Origin of the sequence: uncultured Tessaracoccus sp. (genome assembly GCF_947255005.1) — a bacterium.
GTDB lineage: Bacteria > Actinomycetota > Actinomycetes > Propionibacteriales > Propionibacteriaceae > Arachnia.
This window is the reverse complement of sequence record NZ_CAMYFI010000009.1, coordinates 1-13377: the sequence shown is the minus strand read 5'-3', so window position 1 is coordinate 13377 and position 13377 is coordinate 1. Positions and strand designations below refer to the sequence as shown.

Here is a 13377-nt window from a genome sequence, read left to right as displayed (position 1 = left end):
CTAGACCCCGCGGGCCAAAATCGCCCTTGTTGGGAAAAGCGTGTGGATATTGGGCTAGGCCGCGTCGATGAGGCATCTCGATTAGGCGACTTCGTTGCCTACTGGGTGAGGGGTGGGCGGGCAACCGGCGGTTGAGCCGGCCCGTAGGGCGGGGTCGAAACCGCGCGGTGCGTCTCGATTCGGCCCTTTGGGCCTACTCGACGGTCAGGAGGTAAGGTCCCGATGGTGGAGCCGCGGCGCAGCCGCGTGTCGAAACCCGGCGGCACCCGTAGAGTAGACGTATGCAGGAACACATCGCGGATCTCGCCCACTTCGCCAGCTCCTCGCCCACCTCGTACCACGCGGCTGCCAACATCGCTGAGCGCCTTGTCAGCGCCGGGTTTACGCAGCTCGACGAGCGCAAGCCCTGGCAAAGCATCGCCGGCAAGTACTTCATCGTGCGGCAGGGTGCCGTCGTCGCGTGGATCGCGCCGGAGGCCCTCTCCGACGAAGCCGGCGCGCGCATCGTTGGTACGCACACTGATTCGCCCGCCTTCAAAGTGAAGCCGGGGGAGTTGCTGCAGTCGGCGGGCTGGACGCAGATCGGCGTCGAAATCTATGGTGGCCCGCTGCTCAACTCGTGGCTCGACCGCGACCTCGGCATCGCCGGGCGCCTCGTCACCACCTACGGGGAACAGCACCTCGTGCAGTCCGGGCCCATCTGCCGCATTCCCCAGCTGGCCGTGCACCTCGACAGGGGAGTCAACGACGCCCTCCACCTCGACAAGCAGACCCACCTCCAGCCCATCCTCACCACGGTGCCGAACGGCGGGCTGCTCGGCCACCTCGCCGAGCTCGCCGGCGTCGAACGCTCCGACGTCGCATTTCACGATCTCTACACCTTCGACACGCAAGCCCCGCAGGTGATCGGGCTCAACCAGGAGTTCTTCGCATCCGCGCGCTTGGACAACCTCGCCTGCACGCACGCCGCCCTCGTCGCCATGGAACGCGCCGAAGCCACCTCCGACGTGCAGATCTTCGCCGCCTTCGACCACGAAGAGGTGGGCTCCGGCACCACCTCCGGCGCCGCAGGCCCGATCCTCGACGACATGCTCACTCGAATCGCCGCTGGCTACGGCCTCGACGCTGACGCCAGCCGCGCCTTCACCGCGCGCTCCAGCTGTGTGTCCGCCGACACCGGCCACCTCGTCCACCCCAACTACCCGAACCACCACGACCCGGTGGTGCGCCCGCAGCCCAACCAGGGCCCGTTGCTCAAACTCAACGCCCAGCAGCATTACGCCTCCGACGCCGTCGGCACCGCCATCTGGTTGGACGCGTGCAAGCGCGCCGACGTACCCACCCAGCCGTTCGTGAGCAACAACGCCATGCCTTGTGGCACCACCATCGGCCCCATCACGGCCACCAGGCTCGGCATCACCACCGTCGACGTCGGCGTCGGTCTGCTGTCGATGCACTCCGCCCGCGAGCTATGCGGGGTGGAAGATCCGGGCTACCTGTCGCGCGCGCTCGGCGCCTACTGGGCGGGCTGAAACTTCCGCAAACGGTGACCCTCAGAAGTACACCGCGACGGGACCCCGGTGGCTGGGGATCACGTCGACGGGGGTATCAAAGATGCTGGTCAGCACGTCGGAGCGCATGATTTCCTCCGGCGTGCCGAAGGCCTGCACCTGGCCGTGTTTCATGGCGCAGATGCGGTCGGCGTAGGCGCCGGCGAAGTTGATGTCGTGCAGCACAATGACGACGGTGCGGCCGAGCTCGGTGGCGATGCTGCGCAGGTGGCGCATCATGTGGACGGCGTGCGCCATGTCGAGGTTGTTCAGCGGTTCGTCGAGCAGCACGTAGTCGGTGTCTTGCGCGAGCACCATCGCGACGTACGCGCGCTGTCGCTGCCCGCCGGAGAGCTCGTCGAGGTAACGTCCCTCCAAGTCGTTCAGGTCGAGGAAGTCGATGGCGTCGTCAATGATCTGCTCATCGCGCTCCGTGAGGCGCCCGCCCGAGTGGGGGAATCGCCCAAACCCGACGAGCTGCCGCACCGTCAGTCGGGTGATGAAGTGGTTCTCCTGTCGCAGAATCGACAGCACTTTCGCGAGGTCCTGAGATTTCGTGGTGGCCACGTCGAGGCCCGCCACCTGGATGCTGCCCTCATCCATGCCGAGCAGCCGCCCGATCATTGTCAGTAGCGTAGATTTCCCCGCACCGTTCGGCCCGACGAGGGCCGTCACCCCGCCTGCCGGGATGTCGAGGTCGACGGGGCCGATGTGCACCTCGTCGGTGTAACGCTTGCCAGCGGCGTTGACGGAGATCACAGGCGCCCCTTTCGCAGCACGTAGATGAGGAAGAAGGTTCCGCCGACGGCCTCGATAATGATGCCGACGGAGCCCTCAGCGTAGAACAGATGCTTCAGCACGAAATACGCCCCGGCAAGCGTAACAATGCCGGTCAGCCACACCATGGGGAACACGTAGCGGTGGTCGTGCGTGTCGGCCAGCTGATAGGAGATCATGGCGATCAGGAAGCCCAGGAACGCCATCGGCCCCACCAGCGACGTGGACACCGCCATCAGCACCGCCACTAGCAGTAACACGACGATGGAGTTGCGCCGGTGGTCGACCCCCAGGTTGGCGGCGGTGGCTCGCCCGAGCGCCAACACGTCGAGCTTTCTGGACATCACCCAGAGGCCGCCGCCGGCGAGCGCCGCCAGCGGCACGGCCACGGGGAGGTAGGTGGCGTCGGCGTTAGCGATGGAGCCGATGAGGCGCGCGGTGAGGATGTCGAAGTCGCTGGGCGTGAGGAGGCGCTGGAGGAACGTTGCGATCGCGCCCATCCCGGTGCCGAGCACGATGCCGATGAGCAGCATGAGGTGCAGGTTTGCGCGTTTGCCGGTGAGCAGCCAGCCGTACAGCAGAGCCGCGAATCCCACCATGAGCGTCACCTGCGAGAGGTACTGCCACACGCCCTGCACCATCGCGACGCCCGCGGCGCCGAAGACGAACACGGCGACGGTCTGCACCAGGCGGTACAGCGACTCGAAGCCCATGATCGACGGCGTAATGATGCGGTTGTTCGTGATGGTGTGAAACGCGACGGTGGCGAGGCCTTGGCAAAACGCCACCACGACGATCACCGCCATGTTGGTCACCCGCAGTTTCGCGATGAGCCACCAGCCCTCAGTGCCGAGCGGCATGGGGTTCCCCCAAGCCAGGTTGCCAAAGACGAATAGCGCTGCAGCCACCAGCATGCCCGCGAAGATCATCCAATACCGGCGGCGGTGGCTGGCCGTCGGGAATGCACCGGAACTAGTGCGGGAGCGGTGCTGGCGGGTGGGGGCAGGTGCAGGAGCGGCGTCGACGGCGGGCTCAGGCACGGCGTCCCCGCAGCAGCAACACGATGAACACAACCGACCCCACCATGGCCAAAATCGTGCCGACGGGCACCTCGAACGGCATGATGATGACCCGTCCGATGATGTCGGCGAGCGTCACTGCCGCGATGCCGAGCAGGCACACCCACGGCAGGTTGGAGCGTAGATTGTCGCCGCGGTACAGCGACACGATGTTCGGCACGATCAGCCCAAGGAACGGAAGATTGCCGATCACGACGGTGACGATGCCCGTCGCAGCCGCAATGAGCCCGGTGCCGACGAGCACCACGCGGCGGTAGTTGAGCCCGACGTTGGTGGCGATGTCCTCGCCGAGGCCCGCGACGGTGAACCGGTCGGCGGCGATGAACACGGCGATGGCGACGGCGACGATCGCCCACAGCGGTTCATACTGGCCCTGCACCACCGACGTGAACGAGCCGAGGAACCACACGCCCATGCTCTGCAGCATGTTGGTGCTGAGCGCGATATACGACGAGCACGCGCCCACCACAGCTGCCAGCATCAAGCCGATGATGGGCACGATCACCGCCGAGCGGAGGGTGACTCGTCGCAGAATAAAGAAGAACACCATCGTGCCGATGAAGGCCGCCAGCACCGCCACCACCATCTTGACGAGCAGCGATGCCCCCGGCGCGACGATCATCACCAGCAGTAGCCCAAGGCCGGCCCACTCGGTGGTGCCGGTGGTGGTGGGTTCGACGAAGCGGTTCTGCGTTAGTTGCTGCATGACGAGGCCCGACATCGCCATCGCGGCTCCCGCCAGCACCAGCGCCAGCGTGCGCGGGATGCGGGTGATCGCAAACATCTGGGCGCCGTCGGTGGAGCCGAACACGTCGTAGACGCCGACGAACAACGACGCCACCACCAGCCCGGCAGTGCCAAGAGCCGCGACGGCGAACCGCCACGAGAGCTTGTGCGCGGGCCGAGCAGCGGTGGCTCGTTGGGCGCGTGGCAGGGTGGCGGTTCGCGTCGCGGTGCTGGGCTGGGTGAGGGTGGTCATCGGTTGGGGATTAGGCCTTTTCCATGGCGTCTGCCAACTCGTTGAAGTACTTGGTGTAGGTCTGGATACTCTCGTCGAGGTAGGTGTCTTGCGGCATGTAGACAATCTGGTTCTTCTTTACCGCGGTCACGTTCTTCAGCGCCGCCGATTCCTTGAGCAGCTCGTTCGCCGGCGTGTACTTCTCGCCGTTGTTGGCGCTCACGGCTGCGTCGCGGTCCATCACGAGGATCCAGTCGGGGTTCGACTGGGCGATGGCTTCGACGGAGATGTCGTCGCCGGTGTGATCCGATGAGCCGTCGGTTTCGAGCGCGGGGGTGAGGCCGAGGACCTTGAAGACTGGGCCGAGCGTGCGGCCCTTGCCGGGGGCGGCGTAGTTGATTTCGCCGCCGGAGGTGATGACGGCCATGAACTTCTCGGAAGACTTGTTGGCGTCCTTGACGCGCTTGATGGCGGCGTCGAGGTCTGCGTTGAGCTGTTTCGCCTCGTTCTGCTTACCGAAGATGTCGCCCAGCAGGGTGGTCTGGCGCTTCAGTTCCTCGTCGAGGGGCTTGTCAGGGGAGATATCAGTGTCGACGAGTGCCGCGTCGGGAGTGAGCTTCTTGATGGCGTCGTAGTGCTGCGCGAACCGCTGGCCGTTCAAGATGAGGTCTGGCTTCGTCGCGACGATCGCTTCCAGGTCGGGCTCGCGATGGTTGCCGAGGTCGACGATGGAGTCGTCGTTCTTGTATGGGTTGTTGCTCGAGATGAGCTTCTTGGGGGCAGCCACGAGCTTCACGTCCCAGGCCTGCAACGTTTGGAAGATGCGGTTGTCGGTGGCGACGATGTGCTGTGGGTTGGCGGGCACGTCGACGGTGCCTCGCGCGTCGGTGACCTGAGTGGCGCTATTGGATGCGCTGGGTTGCGTCGAGGGCGTGGTGCTTTCGCTGCTGCTGGGGGAGCAGGCGGCGAGGCCGACGAGCCCTGCGGCGACAAGGGCGGCCAGACGTTGTAGTTTCATTTCGGTCTTTCTTGGTGCGATGAGGTTGGTACGTCGCGACTTAGGGGAGCCTAACCTACATATTTTTGATACGCAAACGTTTCTTAATAGCTTTCCTGTTGGAGAGGGAGAATCATGGACTACCACATCAGGCAGGCCCGTCCCGACGAGGCCACCGCCGTCGCCGACCTTGCCGTCGAAACATTCCCTATGGCCTGCCCGCCCTCCCTCAGCGAGCACGACATGCGCGCCTACATCGACGCGCACCTCACCGCCCAGCGATTCGCCGAGCATCTCGCCCACCCGGAGCGCGACGTGCTCGTGGCCTGCGACGACACGCACCTGCTCGGTTACGTGTTGCTCTTCTTTGATGCCGACGGTGCCCCCGCCCCCGACATGGGCGTCACGCTCGCGACGTCGGGGTTGCTCTCGAAGTGCTACGTGCGGCATGAGTGCCACGGGCAGGGCGTGGCCGCCGCGCTGCTCGATGCGGCAGGGCGTCGCGCCGTCGAGCGAGGTGTCGAGGGGCTGTGGCTGAATGTGAATTACGACAACCATCGCGCCCAGCGGTTCTACGCCAAGCACGGGTGGGAGCGCGTCGGGTACGTCGACTTTGTGGTCGGTGACACGGTGTATCACGACCCGGTGTTGCAGAAGCCCTGCGGCGTGGCTGGGCAGGTGTAACTAGGCGGGTAGGGCTGCGGGTAATAGACTCGGCAGGCGTGGCACTAACGATTGGAATCGTCGGTCTTCCCAACGCCGGCAAGTCAACCCTGTTCAACGCTCTGACCCGCAATGACGTGCTCGCGGCGAACTACCCGTTCGCGACGATCGAGCCCAACGTCGGTGTCGTCGGGGTGCCGGATCCGCGGTTGCCGCGTCTGGCGGAGATCTACAAGTCGGAGAAGATCATCCCCGCGACGGTGAGCTTCGTCGACATCGCGGGCATCGTGAAGGGCGCCAGCGAGGGCGAGGGTATGGGTAACGCCTTCCTCGCCAACATCCGTGAGGCCGACGCGATTTGCCAAGTCACGCGCGTGTTTGAGGACGACGACATCCTCCACGTCGACGGCAAGGTCAACCCCGCCAACGACATTGACACCATCAACACCGAGCTGATCCTGGCGGACCTCCAGACCGTCGAGAAGGCGCTGCCACGCGTCGACAAGGAGGCGCGCATCAAGAAGGAAGTGCGGCCGAAGTTCGAGGCGTTCGTCGCGGCGAAGGAAGCGCTCGAGGCGGGGGTGTCGGTGCGCAAGGCCGACCTCGACCACGAACTCCTTTACGAGCTGCACCTCCTCACCGCCAAGCCGTACATCTACGTGTTCAACTGCTCGCAGGAGGAGCTCGCCGACGACGACCTCAAAGCCAAGATGCGCGAGATCGTCGCGCCTGCCGAGGCCATCTTCCTCGACGCGAAGTTCGAGGCGGAACTCGTCGAAATGGAGGAAGATGAGGCGCGTGAATTCCTCGCTGACATGGGCATCGACGAACCTGGCCTCGACGTGCTGGCCCGCGTCGGTTACGACACGCTCGGTCTGCAGTCGTACCTCACCGCAGGCCCGAAGGAAGCGCGCGGCTGGACCATCAAGAAGGGCTGGACGGCTCCCGAAGCCGCAGGCGTGATCCACACCGACTTCCAAAAGGGCTTCATCAAGGCCGAAGTCATGAGCTTCGACGACCTCGACGAGCTCGGCTCCGAAGCCGCAGTGAAAGCAGCTGGTAAGATGCGACTCGAAGGCAAGGACTACGTCATGGCCGACGGGGATGTCGTGGAGTTTAGATTCAATGTCTAGCGTTATTGACGCGACGCGTCATGCACGTCATGTTTGGTGTGAGATCAGATCCTTCGGTAACCGTGACACGGAGCTTGTCTGGCTGTGTGAGCGGGTGCCCCGGATCGATCCGCGGATTCACAAGGCTGCGAACCGGAAGTTGCGTCTGCTCGATGCCGCGCCGTCGCTCAACTCGCTTCGGGTGCCTCCAGGGAATCGACTTGAAGCGTTGAGGGCGATCGCCAGGGGCGGCACAGCATTCGGATCAACGACCAGTGGAGAATTTGTTTCGTGTGGACTGACGCTGGCCCTGAGAACGTGATCATCGGGGACTACCACTGAGGTGCACCATGAATGACAAGCTCTATGACCCGATCCACCCGGGTGAGGTCTCGATGGAGGACTTCATCGAGGGCTTCGGCATCACGCAGCACCAGCTGGCTGTCTCGATCGGTGTGCCCCCGCGCCGGATCAATGAGATCGTGCACGGCAAGCGCGCGATCACCGCAGATACGGCGCTGTGCTCGGGGTGCTACTTCGGTATCGAGCCGCAGTTCTGGCTGAATCTGCAGTCGCGTTATGACTTGGAGTTGGCTTCGGATCGCATCGCCAAACAGGTGCATGAGATCACCCCTTTGGAGCGGGCGTCGTGACGGCCAGCGTCGAGTGCATCTTTTGTGACATTGTCGCTGGCTCGAGCCCCGCGACGATCGTGGCCGAAAGTGATCTCGCGCTTGCCTTCTTGGCATTGGCTGATTCGGCTCTGACTGCTGGGCACACCCTCGTCGTGCCGAAGCAGCATTGCCTTGGGGTCTTGGATACGACGTCTGAATCCCGGAATGCGGTGATCGAGCTGTGCAGCGTGGTTGGTCGAGCCATGGTCGAGGCGGAGCTGGGTACGGGGGTCAATTTGCTGAGCGCCTGCGGTCCTGGGAGTGATCAGTCGGTTGATCACTGGCACATCCATGTGGTGCCGCGTCTTAGCGGCGATGGCGTGGATACCTGGCCCGAGACGGACTCTCCTGTCGCGGCGAGCGATCATGCGAATGCTGGGGTGCGAATCGGCTCGGCAACGACGGTCGTCGCCTGAACCCTTTTGCAGCGCACGTGGAATTATCGGAGTGCTGTGCAGACTGAAATCGGCTATGGAACGTGGTGGAGTTCCGCTTCAACGTGTAGAGCGCCATGTCAACGTGCCGCCAGGGCCGGTACTCTGGAAGCATGTCTGAGACCGTCATGTCGCCCGAGACGCTTGCACTGCGCGAGCTCCTCGCTGCGCGTCGTGACGAGTTCCAGATGCTCCTCGACCGCTACGGTGCGACTAACCCGAAGCTGATCGGGTCCGTCGCCCGCGGCACCGCGACTGCAGGATCGGACATCGACATCCTTGTCGAGATGGACCCTGCCGAAGGTAACGTCCTGATGCGTGCATCCGGTCTGCTCGAGGAGACGCGCGCGCTGTTCGAGCGCGATGACATCGACGTGTTTCCTGCCCAACTGCTCAAGCGTCCGGTCTCCGCCTCGGCGCTCGCCGAGGCAGTGCCGCTGTGAGTCGCAGTCCGGAGCAGCGCATCGCTGATGCGCTAGAGGCAGTCGAGCGGTGCCAGAAGTACGTCGCTGCGTTGGACCGCGAGAGTGGCATCGCTGAGATGGCAGAGGATGCGATTGAGCGGAACCTCCAGATCATCGGTGAAGCCGTGAACCACCTTCCCGATGAGATCACCGGTGCGCACCCTGAGATCCCCTGGCCGCAGATTCGGGGGTTCCGCAACATCCTGGTGCACCAGTACTTCGGAGTCGACATCGACGTGGTCCGCGATGTCGTTGAGACTCATCTGCCGCCTTTTGCCGAGGTACTGCATGGACACGTTGCCACCGACTGACCGCGGACCCAAAGCTTATTCGGCTGCGGAACGTGGATGTTTGTGTGTTGGTTCCTGACGTGGAAGCGATCTAATCGGTTTCTCTGCACCATCTGCTGCCGTGGTTGAGGGGCCGAAGTTTCTGGGTCTCATTCACAGCCTGAGCGCTTCATCGTAAGTGGTAGCGGGTCGACTTGAGTCCCTGCTTGCCCTCCATGACGACGATGCCATCCTCGAGAGGCTGGTTGAGGGCGTAGCGGACCTGGCCGATCGTCAATCCCGTTGCGTCGACAACCTGATGGATTGTGAGCGGGCTGTCGGCTGTCGTCAGGGCATTCAAGATCCGGTGCTCGTTTCGGGTGGGGGACGAACTTCGGGGTACTGCCTTCATGCCCCTCGTCGTGTCCGGCGTCCGGGGTGAAGGACGCTCTGAGGCCTCTCGGGCGCGCCAGAGCAAGGCTTTGAACTGTACGCCGGTGTCGATGAGTTGTGGGCGAGGCAATCCTCGCGCCTCGGTGGAGCGGAACACTTCGCGGATGCCGCCGCCCTCGCCCTCGATGATCGATGCGCCGTCGGGCGTACCCAGTCGCTTGGCGATCTGATAGAGCCGTTGGTTAACCGCTGCCTGGGCGTGCTCGACGCTCTCGATCTGTGCGAGTGACACGCCACGCAGGCCGCCGGGACTCTGGATGAACAGGTTCCGCGGCGTGAGGCGTACCTGAATCTGCTTGCCGGTTCCCAGCGTGTTTGGGCCTAAGTCACGATGGACCAGAGCGTTAGCCAAGAGTTCTCGTACCGCATTGAGTGGCAGCTCGGGGATGACTTCCATATGCCCGTCATCGCGATACTGGTTGATGGTGTCCAAGTTGGACGCCACCCAGTCGAGCAGATCGGCCAGGAGGGCGGGAATTGGGCCAGTGAAGTCCTGGAGGTTGCGGTTGCGTGGCTGCCCCTCGCCCCCTGTTAGCTGAACGGCAGCGGTCACGGTCAGCGCTGGATACTGTCCTTGCGGGTAAGCTCCGAGAGCATACAGTCCTGCCAGCGTCGGCTCGCCAGAGGCCGTAAGGACATTCGTCAGGCGAAGGATTTGGGGGTCATCGCAGTCGTGTAGGCGTCGGTCGTGAGCGCGCACTGCCCGGACGTAGGCTGAGCAGAGGGTCTCATCCAGATCATCACGGCTGCGACCGCGGGCGGGAGCAAGGTCGTAGTCCACCTGTTCGTCGGCATGGAGACGCGCTACTTCAAGCATGCGCTCCTCGTGCGGATGCATGGCGTAGTCGCCATCGGCCTGACGCAGGAAGGCCCTGCCTGCAACGCGCGCAGGCTTCTCGGCAAGGGGCAACGGTGCGATGTGCGCGATGACGACTGGTTGCGCATCCAATGTGATGGTCTGGAAGTCGATCTGCGGCGCTGGTCGGACGGCCGTGCGTGCCATGCTGGCGATCCCTGCTTCAAGCTCTGCGATGTTCGGGACACCCACGACGGAGAACTCCCCATCCCCCTCGTCGACGCCGAAGATCACGGTGCCGCCGTCGGGCATGTTGGCAAAGGCACACAATGTCTCCGTCATCTGGGGGACGCCACCTGTGGCGCGCTTGACCTCTATGGAGGTGCCGTCGCCTCGCCGCGTTCGCATCTGGTCGAGGGCCCACGATAGATCATCCTGCGTCCACATCATGACTTCAGACTACAACTCACACTCCAAAAGTTGGAGTGTGAGTTGTAGTCTGCGTCCTAGTTGTTCTGCCCGGGGAGGTCGGCTACGCATTTGGCTTCTGATGTGTAGGTGCGAGCGCAGGCGCACTCCTCGAGCATGGTGCGGTTGAATTGTTCGACCTTGCCGTTGGTTTGTGGCCGAAACGGGCGAGTGTGCTTGTGGCTGATGTCCTCATCGAATGCGGTCTTGAAGGCACTCGAGCGGTATCTGCACCCTTGCCCAGCCAACCCGCCAACCCTCACGTACCTCACCTCCGTGGTCAGTGCAGCTTGCCGAGGCGCTGGAGGGGCACGTTGTCACCGATTGACAGCGCGGGCCAAACAGTCATTCGGTTGCGGAACGCTGTGCGGTCTGGTGAGGAGTACCCGCTATACTGTTGATAATTCAACTAGGAAGATCATGAAGCGCTTTGGGTTCCTGAGCTTTGGTCATCACGGCCCGGAAGGTGACCCGTTCGACGCTCGAGCGTCGTTGCACAGCGCCATCGAGTTGTCCGTCGCCGCCGATGAGCTGGGTGTCAACGGCGCCTACTTCCGGGTGCACCACTTCGCCAGGCAGGCGGCCTCGCCGATGCCGCTGCTCTCGGCGATCGCGGCGCGCACCACGCACATCGAGGTCGGCACCGGCGTGATCGACCTGCGCTACGAGAATCCGCTCTACCTGGCCGAGGAGGCTGCCGCACTCGATCTCATCGCCGACGGGCGCGTCGCCCTGGGCGTGAGTCGCGGGTCGCCGGAGCCCGCCGATCGTGGCTGGGAGGCATTCGGCTACACCGGCTCGACCGACCCGCGCGGGGCGGACATCGCGCGCGAGAAGTTTGCCACCTTCATGCCTGCGATCCGCGGCGAGGGTATGGCCCAGGCGGACCCGGCGCAGTTTGGGCGTACCGGCAAGCTGCGGATCGAGCCGCAGTCGCCCGGCCTCGATAAGCGCATCTGGTGGGGTGCGGGTACCCGCGAAACCGTCGAATGGGTGGGTTCGCAGGGTATCAACCTCATGAGCTCGACCCTGCTGTCCGAGGCGACCGGCGAGCAGTTCGCGGACCTCCAGGCGGAGCAACTCGAACGCTTCCGGGGTGCGTGGAAAGCGGCCGGGCACGAGGGTGCGCCGCGGGTGTCGGTCTCGCGATCGATTTTCCCCATCGTGTCCGAGGAAGACCGCCTCATGTTCGGCATGAACGACTCTCACGACCAGATCGGCATGATCGACGGCTTCCGCTCGACCTTCGGCAAGACCTACGCGGCAGAACCCGATCTCCTCACCGAACAGCTCAAGGCCGACGCAGCCGTCATGAGTGCGGACACCGTCATGCTCACCATTCCCAGCCAACTGGGGCCGGACTTCAACCTCCACATCCTCGAGGCCTTCGCCACCCACGTGGCCCCGGCGCTCGGGTGGGAACCCAATACCGCGGGACCGGTGAGGGGCTACGACATCTCCTGACCGACTGCGTCAAGCCACCAGCCCAAGGATTTTACGCAAGTCCACAACGCTTGACCCGCCGCCGAGGTCCCACGCAGGCTTTCGTGTGGGGCACCTCGGCGTCGTGTGGCCGGGGCGCGAAGGTGAATTCTTGACTTACGCTATTCCACTGTGTCGCTCCCGTTCATAGGGTGGGGGCATGACCGGATCGACGGCGAACGTGGGCGACCTCATCGATCGCGCGATGCAAAGCGCGGCGGTGAATCCTGCGGCGGTGAGTCTCGAGGAGTTCGCCGCGGGGGCCGGCTATAGTCGGTTTCACTTTTCGCGCCTGTTCAAGCAGGGCGTGGGAATGAGCCCGGGGCAGTACCTGACCGCTCGGCGAATCGACGAGGCGAAGCGGCTCCTGCTAGCCGGTGACGATTCGATCATCGATATCGCGATGGGCGTGGGTTTCGATTCGCTCTCCAGCTTCAGTAGGCGCTTCAAGCGATCTGTGGGTGTCGCCCCCGGGCAATTGCGGGCGCTCGCGGACCGGGTGGATCGCCGGCCTCCCCGGCCGTTCGCCGTGCCGGGGGATTCGCCCGCGCGCGTGACGGTGAGGCTGGAGGTTCCCGCGCAGGTATCTCTGCGAGGCGACCCGATCGTGTGGGTCGGCTGGTATCCGCAGCCCGCCCCCGTCGGTTTGCCGCGCGCGGGCATCCTTGTTCGGGGGCAAGACTCAGTGCGGCTGCCGCTGTGTCCGGGTGCCCCGTTCCTCTTGGGGTTTGCGGTGCCCGCGCATGCCGACCCGCTCGATCATCTGGTGCCGAACGAACCCATGGCCGCGATTCATGCCGGGCCGATCCTGGGACCCGTGTCAGTGGGGACAACGGTGGATCTATGTTTTGCTCAAGTGCCCCGCCACGGGGTGCCGATGCTGTCGGCGCTGCCGGTTCTGTGCCGCGGGTGAGGGTGCGCTACGTGTGACGCTGTGCCGTGGGCGAACCGTGCGAGTCGTGCCAAGTGGGGCCGCCAAGACCGCACGAATGGACAAACATTGCCCGCGCGGGGTTCGTAGCGTGGTAACCGTCAACCTCGATACAAAGGAGATCCCCTCATGGCACGACCACAAGGAACAACGGCTTGGCTAGACTATGGCGCGACGGATGCCGCGGCGGCCAAGGAGTTCTATGCGGGACTTTCGGGCTCATCGTATTTGAGGGTGTAATCGGGGTCTGAATCCGCCGGTTTCGAGGAG

At 64.1% G+C, this 13377-nt stretch carries 14 protein-coding genes and 1 pseudogene; 9 read left to right on the top strand and 6 right to left on the bottom strand.

The features are described 5' to 3' along the window. Positions 1-281 precede the first annotated feature (281 nt). Positions 282-1532 (top strand): M18 family aminopeptidase, encoded by a 1251-nt coding sequence (locus Q0X61_RS03370; RefSeq protein WP_297740346.1) that lies wholly within the window; start codon positions 282-284, stop codon positions 1530-1532. 21 nt (positions 1533-1553) lie between these two features. On the opposite strand, the gene Q0X61_RS03365 is transcribed toward Q0X61_RS03370, so the two are convergent. The 4 genes from Q0X61_RS03365 to Q0X61_RS03350 are packed head-to-tail and all read right to left on the bottom strand — an operon-like array spanning position 1554 to position 5382. After that, positions 1554-2309: an ABC transporter ATP-binding protein gene (locus Q0X61_RS03365; protein ID WP_297740344.1), complete on the bottom strand. Its 756-nt coding sequence runs from the start codon at positions 2307-2309 to the stop codon at positions 1554-1556. Then, positions 2306-3367 (bottom strand): iron chelate uptake ABC transporter family permease subunit, encoded by a 1062-nt coding sequence (locus tag Q0X61_RS03360; RefSeq protein WP_297740342.1) that lies wholly within the window; start codon positions 3365-3367, stop codon positions 2306-2308. The genes Q0X61_RS03365 and Q0X61_RS03360 overlap by 4 nt, the downstream gene beginning before the upstream one ends. Beyond that, a complete protein-coding gene (locus Q0X61_RS03355; protein WP_297740341.1) occupies positions 3360-4385 on the bottom strand; it encodes an ABC transporter permease in 1026 nt (341 codons plus the stop codon). Before Q0X61_RS03355 ends, Q0X61_RS03360 begins: the two co-directional genes overlap by 8 nt. Positions 4386-4395: 10 nt before the next feature. Beyond that, a complete protein-coding gene (locus Q0X61_RS03350) occupies positions 4396-5382 on the bottom strand; it encodes a siderophore ABC transporter substrate-binding protein (RefSeq protein WP_297740339.1) in 987 nt (328 codons plus the stop codon). A 114-nt stretch (positions 5383-5496) separates the two neighbouring features. On the opposite strand from Q0X61_RS03350, the gene Q0X61_RS03345 reads away from it, so the two are divergent. The 6 genes from Q0X61_RS03345 (at position 5497) to Q0X61_RS03320 (ending at position 9019) form a co-directional block, all read left to right on the top strand. Next, a complete protein-coding gene (locus tag Q0X61_RS03345) occupies positions 5497-6045 on the top strand; it encodes a GNAT family N-acetyltransferase (protein WP_297740337.1) in 549 nt (182 codons plus the stop codon). A 38-nt stretch (positions 6046-6083) separates the two neighbouring features. After that, on the top strand, positions 6084-7157 hold the full coding sequence (ychF, locus tag Q0X61_RS03340; protein WP_297740335.1) for a redox-regulated ATPase YchF: 1074 nt from the start codon (positions 6084-6086) through the stop codon (positions 7155-7157). A 329-nt stretch (positions 7158-7486) separates the two neighbouring features. Then, entirely contained in the window at positions 7487-7789 is a 303-nt protein-coding gene (locus Q0X61_RS03335) for a HigA family addiction module antitoxin (protein WP_108870587.1), read from the top strand. Further along, on the top strand, positions 7786-8226 hold the full coding sequence (locus tag Q0X61_RS03330; protein WP_108870586.1) for an HIT family protein: 441 nt from the start codon (positions 7786-7788) through the stop codon (positions 8224-8226). Before Q0X61_RS03335 ends, Q0X61_RS03330 begins: the two co-directional genes overlap by 4 nt. A 131-nt stretch (positions 8227-8357) precedes the next feature. Next, positions 8358-8687 (top strand): nucleotidyltransferase family protein, encoded by a 330-nt coding sequence (locus Q0X61_RS03325; protein WP_297740330.1) that lies wholly within the window; start codon positions 8358-8360, stop codon positions 8685-8687. Continuing rightward, positions 8684-9019: a DUF86 domain-containing protein gene (locus tag Q0X61_RS03320; protein WP_297740328.1), complete on the top strand. Its 336-nt coding sequence runs from the start codon at positions 8684-8686 to the stop codon at positions 9017-9019. Before Q0X61_RS03325 ends, Q0X61_RS03320 begins: the two co-directional genes overlap by 4 nt. A gap of 148 nt (positions 9020-9167) precedes the next feature. On the opposite strand, the gene Q0X61_RS03315 is transcribed toward Q0X61_RS03320, so the two are convergent. Together Q0X61_RS03315 and Q0X61_RS03310 are read right to left on the bottom strand one after the other, a co-directional pair. Beyond that, positions 9168-10676 carry an ATP-binding protein gene (locus Q0X61_RS03315; protein WP_297740326.1) on the bottom strand — a complete coding sequence of 503 codons (1509 nt, stop codon included), beginning with the start codon at positions 10674-10676 and terminating at the stop codon, positions 9168-9170. Positions 10677-10765: 89 nt separating this feature from the next. After that, positions 10766-10888, bottom strand: a pseudogene (locus Q0X61_RS03310) (integrase core domain-containing protein); the annotation flags it as partial. Between the two features lie 226 nt (positions 10889-11114). On the opposite strand from Q0X61_RS03310, the gene Q0X61_RS03305 reads away from it, so the two are divergent. Further along, positions 11115-12158: an LLM class flavin-dependent oxidoreductase gene (locus Q0X61_RS03305; RefSeq protein ID WP_297740324.1), complete on the top strand. Its 1044-nt coding sequence runs from the start codon at positions 11115-11117 to the stop codon at positions 12156-12158. A 178-nt stretch (positions 12159-12336) separates the two neighbouring features. Continuing rightward, positions 12337-13089, top strand: coding sequence for a helix-turn-helix transcriptional regulator (locus Q0X61_RS03300; protein ID WP_297740322.1), 753 nt, complete (start codon positions 12337-12339; stop codon positions 13087-13089). The last annotated feature ends 288 nt before the right edge of the window (positions 13090-13377 follow it).

What these genes read in the sequence shown, in the direction of transcription:
- Q0X61_RS03370 (WP_297740346.1), top strand. Translation starts at nt 282, where the DNA reads ATGCAGGAACACATCGCGGATCTCGCCCACTTCGCCAGCTCCTCGCCC.
- Q0X61_RS03355 (WP_297740341.1), bottom strand. Translation starts at nt 4,385, where the DNA reads ATGACCACCCTCACCCAGCCCAGCACCGCGACGCGAACCGCCACCCTG.
- Q0X61_RS03350 (WP_297740339.1), bottom strand. Translation starts at nt 5,382, where the DNA reads ATGAAACTACAACGTCTGGCCGCCCTTGTCGCCGCAGGGCTCGTCGGC.
- Q0X61_RS03345 (WP_297740337.1), top strand. Translation starts at nt 5,497, where the DNA reads ATGGACTACCACATCAGGCAGGCCCGTCCCGACGAGGCCACCGCCGTC.
- Q0X61_RS03335 (WP_108870587.1), top strand. Translation starts at nt 7,487, where the DNA reads ATGAATGACAAGCTCTATGACCCGATCCACCCGGGTGAGGTCTCGATG.
- Q0X61_RS03325 (WP_297740330.1), top strand. Translation starts at nt 8,358, where the DNA reads ATGTCTGAGACCGTCATGTCGCCCGAGACGCTTGCACTGCGCGAGCTC.
- Q0X61_RS03315 (WP_297740326.1), bottom strand. Translation starts at nt 10,676, where the DNA reads ATGATGTGGACGCAGGATGATCTATCGTGGGCCCTCGACCAGATGCGA.
- Q0X61_RS03305 (WP_297740324.1), top strand. Translation starts at nt 11,115, where the DNA reads ATGAAGCGCTTTGGGTTCCTGAGCTTTGGTCATCACGGCCCGGAAGGT.
- Q0X61_RS03300 (WP_297740322.1), top strand. Translation starts at nt 12,337, where the DNA reads ATGACCGGATCGACGGCGAACGTGGGCGACCTCATCGATCGCGCGATG.